The sequence below is a fragment of the Chitinilyticum litopenaei DSM 21440 genome, from assembly GCF_000428145.1.
Lineage (GTDB): Bacteria > Pseudomonadota > Gammaproteobacteria > Burkholderiales > Chitinibacteraceae > Chitinilyticum > Chitinilyticum litopenaei.
The window spans coordinates 26,034-44,951 of sequence record NZ_ATZJ01000002.1; the positions used below are offsets into that span (position 1 = coordinate 26,034).

Genomic DNA, 18,918 nt, shown 5'->3' on the forward strand with positions numbered 1-18,918 from the left:
CCGCATCCGGTGCAGCGCGTCGCCTGAACGGGCCGCGACTTGTCCTATCGCTTTTCATGTCCTTTCCCGGCCTGACCGGGAAAACCGATCGCAGGCCGTTTTGCAACTGCCTGCCAGCCCCCAGGGAATTCACGATGACTGCGCAAGAACTCCGCCTGAAACAACAGCACAGACAGGATGCGGCATTCCGAGGCGCCACGCGCCTGTTCGCCATTCTGGTGCTGGCGCTGCTGGCAGCGATTATCGGCTCGCTGGTGTACGGCGCCTGGCCCGCCATCACCACCTACGGCCTGCCCTTCATTACCACGGTGGAGTGGAATCCGGTCACTTCCGCCTATGGCGGCTGGGACTCGATTTACGGCACGCTGCTCACCTCCTTTATCGCCCTGCTGATCGCCGTGCCGGTCAGTTTCGGCATTGCCGTGTTCCTGACGGAACTCTCGCCCCTGTGGCTGCGCCGCCCGCTGGGCATCGCCATCGAACTGCTGGCCGGCGTGCCGTCGATCATTTTCGGCATGTGGGGCCTGTTCGTCTTTGCCCCGTGGTTTGCCGACAACATCCAGCCCTGGCTGATGGACCATGTGGGCACCCTGCCCTACATCGGCTGGCTGTTCCAGGGCGCACCGATGGGCATTGGCCTCTTTACCGCCAGCCTGATTCTCTCGGTGATGGTCATTCCCTACATCACTTCGGTGATGCGCGACGTGTTTGAAGTCACCCCGCCGATGCTGAAGGAATCGGCCTACGGTCTGGGCGCCACCACCTGGGAAGTCGTCTGGAATGTGGTGATTCCCTACACCAAGAACGGCATCATCGGCGGCATCATGCTGGGCCTGGGGCGTGCGCTGGGCGAAACCATGGCCGTCACCTTCGTGATCGGCAATGCCCACCGGATTCCGGAAACGCTGTTCGACCCGACCACCTCGATTGCCGCGACGCTGGCCAACGAATTCGCCGAAGCCGCCAGCGAAATCCACATCGCCTCGCTGATCTATCTGGGCCTGTTGCTGTTCCTGATCACCTTCGTGGTGCTCGTCGCTTCCAAGCTCATGCTGATGCGCCTGCAACGCAATGAAGGCGCTCACTCCTGAGATCCAAGGACACCACAATCATGCTTAACCTCTATACCCGCCGCCGCATCACCAACTTCGCCACGCTGGGCCTGTCGATGGTTGCCATGACCTTCGGCCTGTTCTGGCTGCTGTGGATCATGTACACGCTGATCAGCAATGGCGCCAGCGCGATTTCCATCGACCTCTTCACCAAGACCACCCCCGCACCGGGCAGCGAGGGCGGCCTCGCCAACGCCATCCTCGGCAGCCTGCAGATGACCATCGGCGGCACGCTGCTGGGCACGCCCATCGGCATTCTGGCCGGCATTTACCTCGCCGAATTCGGCAGCAAGGGCTGGGTGGCGCCGACCACGCGCTTCATCAACGACATCCTGCTCTCCGCCCCGTCCATCGTCATCGGCCTGTTCGTGTACGGCGCCATGGTGGCGCAGATGGGTCACTTCTCGGGCTGGGCGGGCATCGTAGCCCTGGCCATCCTGGTGATTCCGGTCGTGCTGCGCACCACCGAGAACATGCTGAAGCTGATTCCGACCGCAATGCGCGAAGCCGCCTATGCGCTGGGTTGCCCGCAATGGAAGATGACGCTGTTCATCACGCTGCGCGCCGCCAAATCGGGCGTCATCACCGGCATCCTGCTGGCTGTGGCGCGCATTTCCGGTGAAACCGCCCCGCTGTTGTTTACCGCACTGAACAACCAGTTCTACTCGAACCTGAACGAGCCGATGGCCAACCTGCCGATGGTGATCTTCCAGTTCGCCATGAGCCCGTTCGAAGACTGGCATGCACTGGCCTGGGCCGGCTCCCTGCTGATTGGCCTGTTCGTACTGGGCCTGAACGTGCTGGCGCGCATCCTGACCCGCCAGCAAGGCTCGCACTGATACCCCTGACGAATTCACGAGACCACGACCATGACCACCGAACTGAAGCCCAAGATTGCCGTCAAGAACCTCAACTTCTACTACGGCAACTTCCACGCGCTGAAGAACATCAATCTCGACATCCTCGAAGGCCATGTCACCGCCTTCATCGGCCCCTCGGGCTGCGGCAAGTCCACGCTGCTGCGTACCTTCAACCGCATGTACGACCTCTACCCCAAGCTGCGCGCCGAGGGCGAGATCAACCTGAACGGCCAGAACATCCTCGGCAGCGGCGTCGACCTGAACATGCTGCGCGCCAAGGTCGGCATGGTGTTCCAGAAGCCGACGCCGTTTCCGATGTCGATCTACGACAATATCGCGTTTGGCGTGAAGCTCTACGAGAGCATGTCCAAATCGGAAATGGACGACCGTGTCGAATGGTCGCTGAAGAAGGCTGCACTGTGGAACGAAGTCAAGGACAAGCTGCGCCAGTCGGGCCTTGGCCTGTCCGGCGGCCAGCAGCAGCGCCTGTGCATCGCACGCGCCGTGGCGGTCAAGCCGGAAGTGCTGCTGCTCGATGAGCCGACCTCGGCGCTCGACCCGATCTCGACCGCGCATGTCGAAGAACTGGTGCACGAGCTGAAGAAGGACTACACGATCGCCATCGTCACGCACAATATGCAGCAGGCCGCGCGCGTGTCCGACTACACCGCCTACATGTACCTGGGCGAGCTGGTCGAAGTCGGCGAAACCGACGCCATCTTCACCACCCCGCAGCAGAAGGCCACCGAGGACTACATCACCGGCAAGTTCGGCTGATGGGGTGTGAGGTGTGGTCGGATGATACACACCACCCCATAAACACCAAACCCATACCCTTGTTGGCCTTCAGCCATATACCCGACAAAAAGCCGCCATATCCTGGCGGCTTTTTGTCGTCCTGGCTGGTCTGCGCCCGATGCACCGCACACAGCCCCGCCCTCCTCGCCCTCATCAGAATCCGCTGATGAAACATTTCCGTCATGCAAGCCCGGTATCGTAGGCAGATTACACGCCTGTACATGGATTTTCTGCATGCGCATTTCCCGCCAGCTCAAGCTCGTCACCCTGATTACCGTCCTGGCGCTGGGCACCGCCCTGCTGCTGGGGGGCTGGAACCTCTGGCAGCTGCGCCAGAATTTCGCGGAGTACCGCAACAGCCAGCAGGGCAGCCGCCTGCTGCTGGCGATGAAGGCCGACATGCTGGGCGTATCGCGCGCCGACCCGGTGCTGCCCGAGACGGCTGGCCGGCTGGCCGCCACCGCCAGTCGCGTGCAGCAGGGCGCCGGCGCGCTGGCGACGCTGCTCGACGCGGAGCAGGCCCGCCAGCTGCAGGCGCTGCTGGACAGCCGCTGGCAGAATTACCTGAAGCAGTTCCAGAGCGCCGTGCAGATCGCCGAGAGCAGCCCGCAGGATGCGCTGAGCATTCCCGAACAGATCTACCGCATCGAACTGGAACCGCTGATCACCGAATTCGACCAGCTGCTCGGCCAGCAAACGCGGCGCGCTGGCGAGCTGGACGACAAGATCGCCGTGCGCATTCGTCATGTGCTGCTGGCCGTACTGATTCCGCTCAGCGTGGCCGCCGTGCTGATCGTGCTTTCGCAGCTCGGTTTCGCGCGCCGCCTGCAGCGCCAGCTGCGCGACATGGACGTGATCGTGCAGGGCCTGCGCGGCGGCAATCTGACGCGCCGCATGCCCACGCCCGCCGATGAGCTGGGCGAACTGGGCCACGCCATCAACACCTTCATCGACAATCTGCACAAGGTGCTCGCGCAGACGCAGAAGGCCAGCCAGGGCATGCGCGAGGATGCGCGCAGCGTCAGCCACCTCGCCGACGAAGTGTCCGGCTACGCCCGCCAGCAGCAGCGCCAGATCGAAGAAATCCTCGATGCCAGCGGCACAATGAGCATCGCCATCTCGCAGGTCAGCCAGCAAGCCGAGCAGGCCAGCAACGCGGCGGGACAAGCGCGCGCGGCGGCGCACTCGGCGCAGGCCGCCGGGCACGCCACTACCGGCAATCTGGCCAGCCTTTCCGGGGAATTCCGCCTGGTCGAAGACAGCATGCAGCAGCTCACCCAGGCCTTTGGCCGCATTGTCAGCGTCAGCGAAGCGATCAAGGACATCACCGAGCAGACCAATCTGCTGGCGCTCAACGCCGCCATCGAGGCTGCGCGCGCCGGCGAGGCCGGGCGCGGCTTTGCCGTCGTCGCCGACGAGGTGCGCAAGCTCTCGCAGACCACCGCCGAGTCGACCCGCAACATCCAGCGCATCCTCAGCGATACGCGCAGCATCACCGAACGCACGCAGCAAAGCGTGCTCAATGCCAGCACGCTGTTGGCGACCTGCAATGCCGACGGCCAGACGGTCAGCGCCGCCTTCGGGCACATCCACGAGGTCGTCAGCCAGGTCTCGGGAATGATGGACGCCATCGCCAGCGCCGTTGAAGAGCAGACCGCGGTCGCCGGCGCGATCGAGGAGCGCGTCGCCGGCATGGCCGAGGGCATCCGCACCACCGCCGCCGACAGCCAGGCCATGCGCGACGAAATGCAGGGCCTGCGCGAACTCTCCGACGAGCTGGAAGGCAGCATGCAGGCATTCCGGCTGGCGTGAGGTCGGCAGGGACACTGATTGATCCGGCCCTCTGGTGTTTTCATTCGCAGGAGCGAACTTGCTCGCGATCAGCAATGCTTCGCGAGCAAGCTCGCCCCTACGTAAATTCAAAATTCTGAGGACCGGATCAATAATCAGGTTGGTTTTTGTGGCCTACCGAGCAGCCCCACCAATCAGACACAGGTATACCGCCACAACCATTCACCCTGAACGGCTTTCAGCGCATACCCCTCCAGCAAACACCAAGCCTCTGCATACGGTGTTCTGACAATGGCAGGATTTGCGCATTCGCGGCACAGTTGCGCGGGTAGAATTTCCGCATCCCCCTGCCCCACGGAGCCCCATCATGCTGCACGCGATTGCGACCGACCTCGACGGCACCCTGCTCGACGCCGACCACAAGATCGCCGACTTCACCGCGCAAACGCTGCGCGAGCTGCATGCGCGCGACATCCAGATCATCATCGCCACCGGCCGGCATTTTCTCGACGTGCGCGGCATCCGCGACGTGATCGGTGTCGACGCCTACCTGATCACCTCGAACGGCGCGCGCGTGCACGACGCCGAGGACAATGAGCTGCTCGCCGACAACCTCGAGCCGCACATCGTGCGCGCACTGCTGCAGGAGGAGTTCACCGCCGGCACGCTGGCCAACCTCTACGTCGACGAAGGCTGGCTGGTCGACCGCGAATGCCCGGAGCTGATCGGCACCTATTACCAGGATTCGGGCTTCGGCTACCAGGTCAGGAAGCTCGCCGCACACGATGGCTCTGGCGTCGCCAAGGTGCTCTACATTGCCGAGCACGCCCACCTGCAGGGCATTGAGGAACGCATCCTCGAGCGCTTTGCCGACGAGGTTTACATCACCTTCTCCGCGCACGACTGCCTGGAAGTGATGGCGCCCACCGTCTCGAAAGGCCACGCGCTGACCGAAGTGCTGGGGCGCCTGGGCATCGACGCCGAACACTGCATCGCCTTTGGTGATGGCCAGAACGACATCGAAATGCTCGCAGTCGCCGGCCACGCCTACGTCATGGCCAACGCCAGCCCGAAGCTGAAGGCCGCCCACCCGCAGCTGCCGGTGATCGCCAGCAACAACGAGCATGGCGTGGCGCAGCAGTTGCGCGCGCTGTTTGCCCTCTGATCCGCGGCAAGTGCCGGGCTAACAGGGGGTTGAAAAAGTCGGTTCTGCCGCCGACATCAAGCACCGGGCAAAGCCCGGCGCAAATCACCCTCTGTAAAATCCAGGGCTTTTTTGTTTTTCATACATTTTCCTGATTATGTCTCTGCTTCAGGAAGCCTGAGCAACAAAGGCGCTGATTAGCACGCTCTGCCCTGAAAGCCGCTGAGAAGCGCAGGTTTTCCGGGATCAGGCGCGGGACGTGTTTGAGGCCCGCAGGGCCGAGTTGTCCCGCGCCCCCGGAAAAACGAGCATCGCAAGGCACCCCGCGCAGCGGGGCGGCTGACCGGGCGCGCCTTGGGGGTGTCGGGGGGCTTGGCAAGACAAGCCCCCTGACGTGCCGCCGGGCACCCCCGGCATCAAAACACCGCGCCGCAGGCGCTGAAAACCTTGCTTCCTGAAGGAAAGACATAATCAGGTACATTTTTTACGGCGAGGCCGTAAAGAACGGGCCACAGGCTGTTTTTCAACAGCCTGCTAATTTCGCGCGGCGATGCGGTTGCTGACGGCGGCGGCGCCTACCAAGGCCGTGGCAATGCGCCCGGCCTTGAGCATTTGCGCGCCGGTCTGGCAGCTGCCGCGCAGGATCACCTCACCGGCCCGCACCGCAACAGCCAGATCAAAGGGGTAGAGCTCCGGATCGGCATCCAGCGCGGCTTTCACCCGCGCAGCCAGCGCCAGGTCAGCCGGGCTCACGCCGGTGACGGGCGTGCGTGCCGCCGGCTCAGCCTTGGGGCCACTGCCCGGACCACTGTTGGCACAGGCAGCCAGCACCAGCACTGCGCCGGGCAGCAGCAGTCGCCAGTCGCGCTCAGGCATGGCCGTCTCCCGCCTGCAGCCCGTCCAGGCGCCGGATGCGTTCTTGCGCGGTCTTCAGGGCTTTCTGGATCAGCTTGTAGCTGTCCGGATCGAATTGCGGGCGCGGGCTTGCCAGCAGCTCCGGCACTTCGGCCACATCGTGCACGCTGCCCAGATAACACCAGCGATCCAGCACATGCAGCACCGGCGCCCAGTCCGGCCCTTCGGCCAGTCCCACCGGCCCCGGATAGGGCCAGGCCGGCAGCCGGTGGCGCGCCAGCGCGGCCAGCAGGCGCGCATTGTGCGCGGCCGCCGGCTCGCGCGCGGCGCACACACCACGGCACTGGCCCAGCGCGCAGGCGGCGCAGGGCTTGCCACCCTTGGGGCGCACCTCCAGCCCCAGCACCTGCCGGCACAAGCCCTGCGCGTCGGCCAGCTTGCCAAGGACAGTATTGGCTTCGCGCTTCGAGCGGAAGGGGCCGAACAGCCAGTCGCCCAGCTCCGGCAAGTCGCCAAGCGTGCGGCGCTGCACGCGCAAGAGCCCGCCCTCATCGGCGAGCTCCAGCACGCACAGGTCCTCGGCACTGCGCGGCTGGGCATTGAGCCGGGGCCGCCATTGCCGCAACAGGCGCTGCTCCAGCAGCAGCATGCCCAGCTCGCCGCTGACCTCCTCCCAGGCAATGCGCGCCAGCTGCTGATTGAGCTGATGCGCCAGCAGCATGTCGCGATTGAGCTTGCCCACCACCTGCCCGGCCTTGGCCTGGCTGGCGAAATGCTGCAGCACGCGCTTGCGGATATTGGGCGCGCGCGCGATGAAGAGCGCATTGCCGCTGGCGTCGAAAAACTGGTAGACGCCCGGCGTTTCCGGCAATTCGTCGACCACCTGCGGGTCGACGCCGGGCGGCAGCGGGGGCCGGCGGATCAGCTCGGCGATTTCCGCCGCCAGCCGCGCTTCGCCATGCTCGGCGCGCGCCACCGCCAGAAACTGGCCCAGCAGGGCCGCGTCGGTCAGCGCGCGGTGCCGCCCGCCGCTGACGCTCAGGCCGTGGCGGGCGATCAGCGCATCCAGGCTGTGCTTGAACTGCTGCGGATACAGCTGGCGCGAGAGCTTGACGGTGCACAGCACGTCGGCGCGGAATTTCATGCCAAGGCGCTGGAATTCCTGGCGCAGGAAGCCGTAATCGAAGCGCGCATTGTGCGCGACAAACACCCGCCCCTGCAGGCGCGCCAGCACCGCGTCGGCCAGTTCGGCAAAGGTCGGTGCCTCGGCGACCATGGCGTCACTGATGCCGGTCAGCTGCTCGATAAAGGCCGGAATCGGCTGCTGCGGATTGACCAGCGAACTCCACTCGCGCACGCCATCGGCGGTGATTTCGACAATGCCGATTTCGGTGATGCGGTCACGCGCCGGATGCGCGCCGGTGGTTTCCAGATCAACCAGCACCAGCGGCGAGGAAAAATAGGGATTGCTCACAAAATCATCCAGGGGTATCTGCCTGCAACCAATTCTCATGAATGGCTACAGGGGCATATCCATCAGGGTATACAAATTCAAAATCCAACGCAGAAACACAGAGAAAGGCAAAAACCTTTGAACCACAGAGACACAGAGGGCACAGAGGAAACAAAACCCTGAGCAATGCCGATGAGGTGCTCCCGCTTTTCTCTGTGTGCTCTGTGTCTCTGTGGTTGATTTGGGTTTTCCGAGAAGTCTTGCTACTCAGGCACCGATTTTTCTCTGCGCCTCTGCGTTGCGGTTTTCCGGGTCAGCCGGCTTTGACAAAGCGCCAGCACTGATGAATGCGCTTGTTGCGGAAGTCTTCCGGCACCGATTGCGCCGATATGTCCTGCCCCAGCGGGGCAATATGGTCGTCGAGCTTGAAGCTGCGCAGATTGTTGGAGAAATACAGCACGCCACCGGGGTTGAGCAGTTCCAGGCAGGATTCGACCAGCCAGCCGTGGTCGCGCTGCACGTCGAGCACGCCGAGCATTTTCTTGGAGTTGGAAAAGCTCGGCGGGTCCATCACGATCAGGTCGAAGCGTTCGCGGTCGGCCATGGCGTTCTGCAGGAACTGGAATACATCGGCACGCACGCGCTGGTGACGCGTTTGATCCATGCCGTTCAGCTCGAAATTGCGCCCGGCCCAGTCCAGGTAGGTATTCGACAGATCCACCGTCAGCGATTCGCGCGCACCGCCGGCGGCGGCGTACACGGTAAACGCGCCGGTGTAGCTGAAGAGGTTGAGGAAGCGCTTGCCGGCAGCTTCCAGCATCACGCGGCGGCGCGTGTTGCGGTGGTCGAGGAACAGGCCGGTATCCAGATAGGCGCCCAGGTTGACCCAGAATTTCAGGCCGTGCTCGGTGACGACAAAATCCTCGCCCTTCTCGCCGGTTTTCTCGTACTGCTCGCTGCCCTTCTGGCGCTCGCGGCGCTTGAGCACGACGGCCGCGGGCGCGATGCCCAGCACCTCGGCGCTGGCCAGCCGGATGGTTTCCAGCCAGGCGGCATGCTCGTCCTCGCTTTGCTGCCAGCCGGTATCGAATTCCTGCAGGTGGGCGTGCTCGCCATAGATGTCGACGATCACCGGGAATTCCGGCACGTCGCGGTCATAGACGCGGTAACAGGCCAGTTCCTGCCGCCGCGCCCACTTGCCCCAGTGGCGGTAATTCTTCAACAGGCGATTGCGGTAACTGGCGATGTCGGCCATAACGATGCACTTCCCTTTGCAAAAATGGAATTCTACCAGTGTGCAGGATATGCTTTCAGGGTTAAGCGAATGCTTATTTATTACTGATCAATGACAGCCACCCTCGATTCCATCCCCTGCGACGACGCCGGGCAATGCTTCAGCCATCGCCTGGCCCGTGCAATGGCCGAGGGTCCGCACGCGCTGCTGCTGCTGGATGCACTGAGCAGCGACACGGGTGAAGTCAGTGATTTCTGCTGCGTCTACGCCAATGCGGCCGCCGTGCGCGAGCTGGGGCTGGGCGAGGCGGACGAACTGCTCGGCAAGCAGTTGCTGCGCGACTGGGCGAGCGTGAACGACCGCCAACAGCTCTTTCGCCTGAGCTGCGAGGTGCTTGCCCGCGACGAGGCCCTACTGCTGGAACTGCCCTTGCAGCATCAGGGTGAAACACACCATTACCGCCTGCAGCTTTATCCGGCGGCGCCCGGCGTGGCGCTGAGCCTGCGGCGCATCGATCACGAAGTGCGCAGCCGGCAGCTGGCCGAGGATTACACCCACCAGCTGGAGGCCGCCGTGCTGCAGCGCACGCAGGCCCTGCTTGACACCGAGCAGCGCGCGCACACCCTGCTGGGCGCGCTGCGGGTCGGCGTGATTGCCTGCGCGCCCGATGGCAGCCTGATCGAATGCAATGCCATGGCGCGGCGCCTGCTGGATCTCGACGCCGCCGCCGATGGCAGCCTGCACGGCAAGGGCACCTGGGTATTAATCGACAGCCAAGGCAAGCCATTACCTGCAGAGCAATACCCCGTTGCCAGCGTTCTTCGCACCGGCAAGCCACTGCAAGAGCAGGTGTACGGCATCGCCTATCACGATGGCCGGGCGCTGACCTGGTGTCTCAGTGACGCCTATCCGCGCTTTGACAGCGAGGGCGTGCGGCAGGAAGTCATCATCCAGTTTGTCGACATCAGCTCGCAAATCCGCCAGCAGCTCGCCAGCCAGCGCAGCCGCCAGCGCGCCGAGCACCTGCTCTACCTGCAGACCCGCAGCCATGAATTGCACGAAGCGGCGCTGCAAGGCGAGATCGAGCAGCTCGCCGCCAGCCTGACCGACAGTCGCCATGCGCAAATCCTGCATGGTGCGGCCAGCCCCCTGCACAATCCGGAAGGCAACCGCCTGCAGGTGCGCGTGCAGATGCATGGCCAGGATGACAGCGACAGCCTGCGCCTGCAGGTCTGGGGCAAGGCCCAGCCCTACGATGACCATGACCGCCAGTTGCTGGAGGAGCTGGGCCACGACTACTGGCTGGTGCTGCAGCAGCAAAGGCTGCAGGCCGCCTGGCAGAATGACCGCAAGCGCATGCAGCTGGTGATCGCCGCCAGCCAGATGGACATCTGGGAATACGAAATTCTCGACGACCCGAACAATGTGCGCATCCAGCGCGAGCATTCGGGCGGCCTGGGGCTGCCGAACAATTACACCAGCGAAGATGCCGAGGGTTTTCGCAACCGCCTGCACCCCGATGATCGCGAGCGCGTGCTTGCCTACCTGCAGCAATACCTCAACGGCGAGCTGGCGCACTATCAGCAGGAATTCCGCCTGCGTGACCGCCAGGGCGAGTATCGCCACATCCTCTCCTCCGGCGAGATCGTCGAACGCTACGCCGATGGCCGCCCGAAACGCATGGTGGGCACCCACCTCGACGTTACCGAGGAACGGCGCACAGTGGCCGAGCTGCGCGCCATCGAGGGCCAGCTGACCGCCACGCTCAACAGCGTCAGCCTGATCACGCTGATCCTTGACCGGCAGGGCCGCATCGAATTCTGCAGCGAACACCTGGCGCAGCTGGTCGGCCGCCCGGTGCAGGAGCTGCTGGGCATGGACTGGTTCAGCCACTTCCTGCCGGCCGGCACCGAGGACGTGCGCCAGATGTTCCACGCCGCCTTCGAACATGCCGCATTGCCGGCCGTCTACGAAAACCCCATCCTCACGGCCAGGGGCGGCGTGCGCCACATCCGCTGGCACAATTCGCTGCGCCGCAATGCCGATGGCGAGCTGACCGGCTCGATTTCCATCGGCGAGGACATTACCGACCAGCAAGCGGCGCAACAGGAACTGAAGCTCGCCGCGACCGTCTTCGACAGCAACAGCGAAGGCGTGCTGATCACCGACGCGCGCCTGCGGGTGCTCAAGGCCAACCGCGCCTTCAGTCTGCTGAGCGGTCACAGCAAGCCGCTGGGGCTGCGCGCCCAGCAGCTCTTCCTGACTGCCAGCAAGGCCGAATACCGCAAGCTGCGCTACCTGCTGGCCATCAATCAGGCCTGGCAGGGCGAAGTGGCACTGTGCCGCCCGCACGGCAAGCCGATTCCGGTCTGGCTGTCGATCAGCGGCGTGCACGATGACCAGCTGCGCATCAGCCACTATGTGGCGGTCGCCACCGACATTTCCGAACGCAAGCGCCAGCAGGCCCAGATCGAGTACATGGCCTACCATGATCCGCTCACCGGCCTGCCCAACCGCCTGCTGCTGATCGACCGCTTCCAGGTGGCGCGCGCGCTGGCCGAACGGCAAAACGGCAAGCTGGCGCTGCTGTTCATCGATCTGGACCGCTTCAAGCTGGTCAACGACACGCTGGGCCATCCGGCTGGCGACATGCTGCTGCAACTGGTCGGCGCGCGCCTGCATGATTGCGTGCGCGAAAGCGACACGGTGGCACGACTGGGGGGCGACGAGTTTCTGGTGCTGCTGCAGCTGCAGCACGGCTATGGCGCCTCGGAAGTGGCCCAGGCCATCCTGACCAGCATGGCGCGCCCCCTGCAGCTCGAAGGGCGCTCGGTACACAGCGGTGCGAGCATCGGCATCAGCATCTTTCCGGATGACGGACGCGACTTCACCGAACTGCAGCAGCGGGCCGACAAGGCGCTCTATCAGGCCAAACAGGAAGGCCGCAATGCCTTCCGCTTTTACAGCGAAACCATGCAGCGCCAGGTCGAGGACCCGCTGGAACTCGACACACGCCTGCGCGAGGCGCTGCGCAACAACGAGCTGCGTGTGCATTACCAGCCGCAGATCGCCCTGGAAAGCGGTCAGCTGGTGGGCTTCGAGGCGCTGGTGCGCTGGGAGCATCCGGCGCACGGGCCGATTTCACCGGCGCATTTCATCCCACTGGCCGAGGAAACCGGCTTCATCCTGGAAATCGGCGCCTGGGTGCTGCACGAGGCGTGCCGGCAGATGCGCGAGTGGCTGGATGCCGGCTATCCCCCGCTGACGCTGGCGGTGAACCTGTCGGCCATCCAGTTCAGCCGCGGCGATCTGGTGCTGCTGGTCAGCGACGCCCTGGCGCGCAGCGGCCTGCCGGCGCACTGCCTGGAGCTGGAACTGACCGAGTCGGTGCTGCTCAATGATGCCGATCTGTGCCGGCGCACGCTGAATACGCTGAGCAATATGGGGGTGCAGGTATCCATCGACGACTTCGGCACCGGTTACTCTTGCCTGGCATACCTCAAGGATCTTGATGTGGCCAAGCTGAAAATCGACCGCAGTTTCGTCATGAAGCTCAACGATGACCGCAACCGGGCCATTGTCAGCGCCATCATCAGCATGGCCCGGGCACTGGGGCTGACCACGCTGGCCGAAGGCGTCGAGCATCCGGCCGAGCTGCTGCAGCTGCACCGCCTGGGCTGCGAGGAAATCCAGGGCTACTTCTGCGGCCGCCCCTTGCCGGCCGAGCTGTGCCTGCCCTGGCTGGCCGCCCGCCTGAACGAGGAGCCGCTGATCGCCCCGCTGGTCAGCATTCCGAACGACTGAAAAGGGAAAACTGACATCAGCCCTGTCGCCACGGCGCCAGACATTGCGGAGGGCGGCCCCGGCAAAACCGCGGGGGCCACTGAGGGAATTGCACCGGGAGGGGCGCTTCGCCCCCCGCCGCGCCCGCCCTGCTACGTGTTGCCGGCCTGCCAGTCGACCAGATGTTCCAGCACGGCTTGCGGCACATAATGCGCCACCACCTTTTCCCAGCCGGCCGGACCGACCAGACCCTTGACCATCGTCGAGCTGATTTCGGCAATGCTGCGCGGCGGCATCAGGAAGACGGTGTCGATGTGCGGGGCCAGATCGGCATTCACATAGCGCATCTTGCGCTCGTATTCGTAATCGGCCGCCTCGCGGATGCCGCGCAGGATGTAGTGGGCATGGCGTTCACGGGCGAAATCGACGAGATAGCGGTTCTCGAACACCTCGATGCGCACCTTGGGCAGGTGCTCAAGGGCTGCGCGCAAGAGGCGCAGGCGCTGCTCGGTGCTGAAGGTATAGCGCTTGTCGGGATTCTCGCCGATGGCGACGATCATTTCGTCAAAGAGACTCACCCCGCGCTCGATCATCCACAGATGGCCATTGGTCACGGGATCAAAACTGCCGGCATAGACGGCTCTACGCATCACTTTTTCCTGCTGAGGTGAGGCGACACTATACCATCAGCACACATTTAATTATGATGACCGCAGCGTTCGTGCCGCGATCCGCGCCACGCCCGACACCAAGAAAAACAAGCCGTCAGCCCCTGTTTCCAGCCCCTGTTCTAGGAGTGCCCACCGTGATCCGTCCCCTGCTTCTCAGCGCCTGCCTGTCGCTCACGCCACTGGCCCTGGCCGACATCAACATCGGCCAGTCCGTTCCGACTTCCGGCATCGCCGCCGACACGGGCAAGGCGCTGGCCATCGGCGCGGCGCTGTATTTCAGCCGGGTCAACGCCCAGGGCGGCATCAATGGCGAGCTGATCAACCATATCGTGCTGGATGACGGCTATGATCCCAAGCGCGCACTGGGCAATACCCGCCAGTTGCTGGAACGCGACAATGTCGTGGCACTGGTGTCGTATTACGGCACCGGCACCGGTCTGGAGCTGAACCAGTCGCGCGTGCTGGACAACGCGCAAACCGCGCTGATCGGCCTGCATTCCGGCGCCCAGGCGCTGCGCGAAGGCAGCGCCAGCCCGATGATTTTCCATACCCGCGCCAGTTACGCCCAGGAAGCCGAGAAAACCATCCAGCTGCTGACCAGCCATCTGGGGGTCAGCAAGATCGGCATCGTTTACCCCGACAGCGCCTTTGGCCAGGATGGCCTCAATGCCGTCAAGGCGGCCATGCACAAGCGCAAGCTGCAACTGGCGAGCGAAATCCGCTATGCGGCCGACGGCGCCGACATTGCCACCGCCGCCAAGCAGATGGCCAAGGCCAATCCGGAAGTGGTGCTGATTGTCGCCGTTTCGCAGCCGGCCGGCCAGTTCATCAAGCAGTTCCGCGCCCAGGGCGCAAGCTCTCAGCTGTATGCGCTGTCGCCGGTGCAGTACGAGGCCATCGACAAGGCCATCACGCGCAAGCAGGCGCATGGCCTAGGGCTTAGCCAGGTTTATCCGTATCCGAACGACGCCCGCCTGCGCCTGATCCGCGAATTCCAGGCCGACGCCGGCGCCGTACTGAACAAGGGTGAATACGCCAGCTACGCGCTGCTGGAAGGCTACATCTCCGCCCGCCTGGCCGTGGAGGCGCTGCGCCGCTCGGGCAAGACCGTGAGCCGCGATGGCGTCTACAAGGGCTTGCAGGCGCTGGGGCGCTATGATCTGGGTGGCTTCACCATCGACTACAGCGGTGGCAAGCGCAGCGGCTCGAACTTCGTCGAGCTGACCATGGTTGCCCCGTCCGGCGGCCTGACCCGCTAAACACGGTGCGCCCGGGGTCACACGTCAACGTGGCGCACACCACAAGCCTGCGAGCCTTTGCTTGACCTTACGCCCTGCCGCTCTTAGCATCGGGGTCAGCTATAACAGGGTTTACCCCAATCAAGGAGAAGCAAATGAGCAACAATGACATCAAGGTGTCGTCGGGCAACAAAGAATCCAACAATATGGCGCTGCTGGTCTGGCTGGGCGCGCTGTTTTTCGGCTTCATCGTGCCGCTGATCATGTATCTGGTGAAGAAGGATGATGATTTCGTCCAGGACGTTTCCAAGGAAGCGCTGAACTGGTCGATCACCGCCATCATCGGCTACATCGCAGGCGCGATTCTGGCCGTTATTCTGGTCGGCTTCCTGATCATGTTTGCCGTAGGCATCGCCCATCTGGTGTTCTGCATCATCGGCGCCATCAAGGCCAGCAATGGCGAGTCCTACCGCCTGCCTTTCAATCTGCGTCTGATCAAGTAAGCATGACCCGGATTCTGCCCCAAAAGCGCCTGACGGCGCTTTTGTTATGTGCACTGGCCGGCATGTTCGGCCTGCACCGCTTCTATGCCAGACGCCCGATCAGCGGCGCCGTGCTGGCGCTGCTGATGATGGGCGGCATGCTCTGGTACTGGCAACTGCTTGCCGCCCTGCCGCCCGGCAGTGACTGGACAGACTGGCTGCAGGCGCTGACGCTGCCCGCGATCCCCATGGGCGTGGCCATTCTCTGGATGCATGTCGATCTGGTGCTGATCCTGCTCGGCCGGCTGGACTGATTCTCCAGGCGCGTCTCCCGCCCCCCTTCTGCTCCGGAGCAACTCATGCCCCTGCCCCACCGCCCGTCCGCCCTCTTGGGCGCCCTCCTGGCCTGCAGCCTTGCTGCGAGCGCGCAGGCTGACAATGCCCGCAGCGACCGCAATGACTACATCCGCAGCGAGAATGGCCAGTGCGCCGTGTGGGGTTCATTGCCAGACCAGAGCGATTTCGTGCTGCGCTATCAGGGCGGCTGCCAGAACGGTCGCGCCGAAGGTCGCGGCAAGGCCGAATGGTTGTCCAGGCCCGCAGGCCTGACGGTGCGTTACCGCTGGGAAGGCGAGTTCCGCAATGGCCTCTTTCTTGGCCGGCATGCGCTCAAGGGCCGTGCCGAAGCCTTGCCCAACGGCAGCTTCCTGATCGAAATCGCAGCAGCTGCCTACCTCGTCACCCGCACCCAGGCCGACGAAGCCCCGGCGTTGTGCCAACCCGAGCGTTTGCTGGTCAGCGTGCCCGCCCAGCTCGCCACTCAGGATCAGGACGTGCAAAACCGCATGCGCGGTGCTGGCCAGCGGCTGCAAGCGCTCTGCCCGGAACTGCGCAGCAACATCCGTGTAGCGGCGCTGGCTGGTGCGCCGGAATTGCAGGGCAATGGCCAGCTGCCGGCCGGCTTTGCCAGTGCGGGTTTCAATCCGCAGACCGGCCAGCTTGGCAACTTTCGCAATGAGCGCAGCCGCCAGCAAGCCGAAGAGGCTGCACGCGAGCAACACGCCGCTGCCATGCAGGCCAGCCGTGACGAGTTCGAGAAATTGGGTCGCCGCCATGGCGTGACGGCTTGGGTCACCATCGACCAGCTCGCCACCAACCCCTTCCGCTGGGAAGGACAAACCGTAGGCACGGTCGCCTTGGTCGAGGGCATGCTGACCCGCGAGCGCGCGCTGATCGCCAATGCCCTGCGCAGTTCCCCTTACGCCGTCCAGCTCGCCGGCATCCGCCCCGAAGAGGCGGGCAGCCAGCGCCCCATGCTGTTGATTGCCCGGGTTGGCAATCGCCAGTCCTTTCCCGGCGCACGACCCGACGACCCCGAGCTGACCCTGCTGCACTGGCAGGCCAGCATCCCCTGCCAGCAAGCCAGCTGCCGCGACCGGCTGGGCTGGCTGCGCAGCGGCGCAGGCAAGCTGGCCTGGGGCGAGCCCTGGCCAGCAGCGGCACGCTGAAGCAATCAGGAATCTGATTAAAAAGCTATCTCAGCAAGCATTGACTAGCAGCCCGTCATGCCGGCGAAGGCCGGCATCCAGACTGCAAACGTTTCGTTAACCCTTCTGGATTCCGGCCTTCGCCGGAATGACGGCAAGAAAGCTGAAGCGTCTTGCCAATCAGGAACAGGAAGACCGAGCAGACATCAATGCAGAGCAGCGCAGAGTTAGGATAAACACATCTGCTGCTTTTGCGGCCTGGCCTTGGACTGCGGCATTGCGATGGCTTGAGCCATCGACATCAGGGCTTTGAGCCCGTCTTTCCCTGCGAGCTCGGCATTTCCTGTACTGGACTCGGGGTAGCTGATATTCCTGGTCTGGCGGAAACGGCAAGGGCGACGCATGGCGTCGCCCTTGCCAGACCAGAGTATTAGCCTGCAGCCCAATGCCAGAAAGGGCTACAGCCACATACCCAAAAATCAACTGGCAAAGAAGTCCTTCACCTTGTCCATGAAGGACTTGGCGCGCGGGTTCTGCTGCTCGGATTCGCCGCGGCCGATCTCGTCGAACTCCTTCAGCAGCTCCTTCTGGCGGCTGGTCAGGTTGACCGGCGTTTCCACGACGATGTGGCACATCAGGTCACCGGTGATCGCCGAGCGCACGCCCTTGATGCCCTTGCCGCGCAGGCGGAATACCTGGCCGGTTTGCGAGCCGGCCGGAATGCTGATGCGCGCCTTGCCGTCCAGCGTCGGTATTTCGGTTTCACCACCCAGTGCAGCCGTCGCGAAGCTGACCGGCATTTCGCAATGCAGGTCGTTGCCTTCGCGTTCGAACACGCTGTGCGACTTGATGTGCATGACCACATACAGATCACCCGGCGGGCCGCCATTCACGCCGGCTTCCCCCTCGCCGGACAGGCGGATGCGATCCCCCTCGTCGACACCGGCCGGGATTTTCACCGCCAGGGTCTTGGTGGTTTGCACGCGGCCGCTGCCATGGCACTTGCGGCAGGGATCGGGGATGTACTTGCCGCTGCCGTGACAGGTCGGGCAGGTCTGCTGGATGCTGAAGAAACCCTGCGATACCCGCACCTGGCCATGCCCGCCGCAGGTGTGGCAGGTCTTGGCCTCGGTGCCGGGCTTGGCGCCCGTGCCGTGGCAGGTGTCGCATTCTTCATGCGCCGGAATCTTGATCTGCTTCTCGACGCCGCGCGCGGCCTCTTCCAGCGTGATTTCCATGTTGTAGCGCAGGTCCGCGCCACGATACACGTTCGAGCGCCCACCGCCGCCACCGCGTCCGCCTCCGAAGATGTCGCCGAAAATGTCGGAGAAGGCATCCGAGAAGCCGCCAGCGCCAAAGCCGCCGCCGCCCATGCCGGCCTGCTGGTCGACACCGGCATGACCATACTGGTCATAGGCTGCGCGCTTTTGCTTGTCGGACAGGATCTCGTAGGCTTCCTTCGCCTCCTTGAACTTGTCCTCGGCCTCCTTGCTGTCCGGATTGCGGTCCGGGTGATACTTCATCGCCAGCTTGCGGTAGGCCTTCTTGATCTCGTCGTCGCTCGCATCGCGGTTGACGCCGAGAATGTCGTAAAAGTCTTTTTTAGCCATTGTGTGTGAGGTGTGAGGTGCAAGGCGTGAGGTGTGACTAGTCTGCCCGCGTCTGCGAACGAATCAAGCCACCCAGCAAACCAAACACTTCATTCAAACCATCCTCCATGAGTTTCGAGGGTTCAGCCAACTTCAGGCGGCAAACGAGCAGATACTGTGTTTCCAGCTCGCTGAGCGAGCCACGGGCAATGCCAAGAAAATGCCCGAACTCCTTTGCAGTCATCCGGGCGGCTCCTTCAGCAATATTGCTTGGCACAGAAACAGCGGCGCGCCGCATCTGGCTGGTCAGGTTGAAAGCTTCATCGCGCGAAAGAGGGGAGGTAGTAAACGCATACACCGTCTCGACCAGCCGCATGGCGGCCTGCCATGCCAGCAAATCATGGTGCTTGCGCCTCACTCC

At 63.7% G+C, this 18,918-nt stretch carries 16 protein-coding genes; 10 read left to right on the forward strand and 6 right to left on the reverse strand.

Annotated features, from left to right (window positions below; all coding sequences use genetic code 11):
• Positions 1–134: 134 nt before the first annotated feature.
• From pstC to C515_RS0102115, 5 genes are all read left to right on the forward strand, one after another.
• The gene (gene pstC, locus C515_RS0102095) at positions 135–1,091 is read left to right on the forward strand and encodes a phosphate ABC transporter permease subunit PstC (protein WP_028454175.1); all 957 of its coding nucleotides are present in this window, start codon (positions 135–137) and stop codon (positions 1,089–1,091) included.
• A gap of 20 nt (positions 1,092–1,111) precedes the next feature.
• On the forward strand, positions 1,112–1,951 hold the full coding sequence (pstA, locus tag C515_RS0102100) for a phosphate ABC transporter permease PstA (protein WP_051304537.1): 840 nt from the start codon (positions 1,112–1,114) through the stop codon (positions 1,949–1,951).
• 30 nt (positions 1,952–1,981) lie between these two features.
• Positions 1,982–2,749 (forward strand): phosphate ABC transporter ATP-binding protein PstB, encoded by a 768-nt coding sequence (gene pstB, locus C515_RS0102105; RefSeq protein WP_028454177.1) that lies wholly within the window; start codon positions 1,982–1,984, stop codon positions 2,747–2,749.
• Between the two features lie 255 nt (positions 2,750–3,004).
• Complete coding sequence (locus C515_RS0102110) at positions 3,005–4,582, forward strand: methyl-accepting chemotaxis protein (RefSeq protein ID WP_028454178.1); 1,578 nt, start codon at positions 3,005–3,007, stop codon at positions 4,580–4,582.
• 346 nt (positions 4,583–4,928) lie between these two features.
• Complete coding sequence (locus tag C515_RS0102115) at positions 4,929–5,726, forward strand: Cof-type HAD-IIB family hydrolase (protein WP_028454179.1); 798 nt, start codon at positions 4,929–4,931, stop codon at positions 5,724–5,726.
• 513 nt (positions 5,727–6,239) lie between these two features.
• On the opposite strand, the gene C515_RS22200 is transcribed toward C515_RS0102115, so the two are convergent.
• The 3 genes from C515_RS22200 to C515_RS0102130 all read right to left on the reverse strand — a co-directional run bounded on the left by C515_RS22200 (position 6,240) and on the right by C515_RS0102130 (position 9,268).
• Positions 6,240–6,581, reverse strand: a complete 342-nt coding sequence (locus C515_RS22200; RefSeq protein ID WP_051304538.1) for a BON domain-containing protein — start codon at positions 6,579–6,581, stop codon at positions 6,240–6,242.
• Positions 6,574–8,034, reverse strand: coding sequence for an exonuclease domain-containing protein (locus C515_RS0102125; protein ID WP_051304539.1), 1,461 nt, complete (start codon positions 8,032–8,034; stop codon positions 6,574–6,576). The genes C515_RS22200 and C515_RS0102125 overlap by 8 nt, the downstream gene beginning before the upstream one ends.
• A 292-nt stretch (positions 8,035–8,326) precedes the next feature.
• Positions 8,327–9,268 (reverse strand): class I SAM-dependent methyltransferase, encoded by a 942-nt coding sequence (locus C515_RS0102130; RefSeq protein ID WP_028454181.1) that lies wholly within the window; start codon positions 9,266–9,268, stop codon positions 8,327–8,329.
• 90 nt (positions 9,269–9,358) lie between these two features.
• Here C515_RS0102130 and C515_RS22205 point away from each other — a divergent pair, with 90 nt between their 5' ends.
• The gene (locus C515_RS22205) at positions 9,359–13,051 is read left to right on the forward strand and encodes an EAL domain-containing protein (RefSeq protein WP_051304540.1); all 3,693 of its coding nucleotides are present in this window, start codon (positions 9,359–9,361) and stop codon (positions 13,049–13,051) included.
• Positions 13,052–13,182: 131 nt separating this feature from the next.
• Here the strand turns inward: C515_RS22205 and coaD are convergent, their stop codons facing one another.
• Positions 13,183–13,680, reverse strand: a complete 498-nt coding sequence (coaD, locus tag C515_RS0102140; protein WP_028454182.1) for a pantetheine-phosphate adenylyltransferase — start codon at positions 13,678–13,680, stop codon at positions 13,183–13,185.
• Positions 13,681–13,835: 155 nt separating this feature from the next.
• Between coaD and C515_RS0102145 the strand changes: the two genes are divergently transcribed.
• The 4 genes from C515_RS0102145 to C515_RS0102160 all read left to right on the forward strand — a co-directional run bounded on the left by C515_RS0102145 (position 13,836) and on the right by C515_RS0102160 (position 16,929).
• Complete coding sequence (locus C515_RS0102145; protein WP_028454183.1) at positions 13,836–14,960, forward strand: ABC transporter substrate-binding protein; 1,125 nt, start codon at positions 13,836–13,838, stop codon at positions 14,958–14,960.
• A 134-nt stretch (positions 14,961–15,094) separates the two neighbouring features.
• On the forward strand, positions 15,095–15,442 hold the full coding sequence (locus C515_RS0102150) for a DUF4870 domain-containing protein (protein WP_028454184.1): 348 nt from the start codon (positions 15,095–15,097) through the stop codon (positions 15,440–15,442).
• A gap of 2 nt (positions 15,443–15,444) precedes the next feature.
• On the forward strand, positions 15,445–15,735 hold the full coding sequence (locus C515_RS0102155) for an NINE protein (protein WP_028454185.1): 291 nt from the start codon (positions 15,445–15,447) through the stop codon (positions 15,733–15,735).
• Between the two features lie 45 nt (positions 15,736–15,780).
• Positions 15,781–16,929, forward strand: coding sequence for a hypothetical protein (locus C515_RS0102160; RefSeq protein WP_043647801.1), 1,149 nt, complete (start codon positions 15,781–15,783; stop codon positions 16,927–16,929).
• A 458-nt stretch (positions 16,930–17,387) separates the two neighbouring features.
• On the opposite strand, the gene dnaJ is transcribed toward C515_RS0102160, so the two are convergent.
• Both dnaJ and C515_RS0102175 read right to left on the reverse strand, forming a co-directional pair.
• Positions 17,388–18,518, reverse strand: a complete 1,131-nt coding sequence (dnaJ, locus tag C515_RS0102170; protein ID WP_028454187.1) for a molecular chaperone DnaJ — start codon at positions 18,516–18,518, stop codon at positions 17,388–17,390.
• A gap of 37 nt (positions 18,519–18,555) precedes the next feature.
• The gene (locus C515_RS0102175; RefSeq protein WP_028454188.1) at positions 18,556–18,915 is read right to left on the reverse strand and encodes a four helix bundle protein; all 360 of its coding nucleotides are present in this window, start codon (positions 18,913–18,915) and stop codon (positions 18,556–18,558) included.
• Positions 18,916–18,918 lie beyond the last annotated feature (3 nt).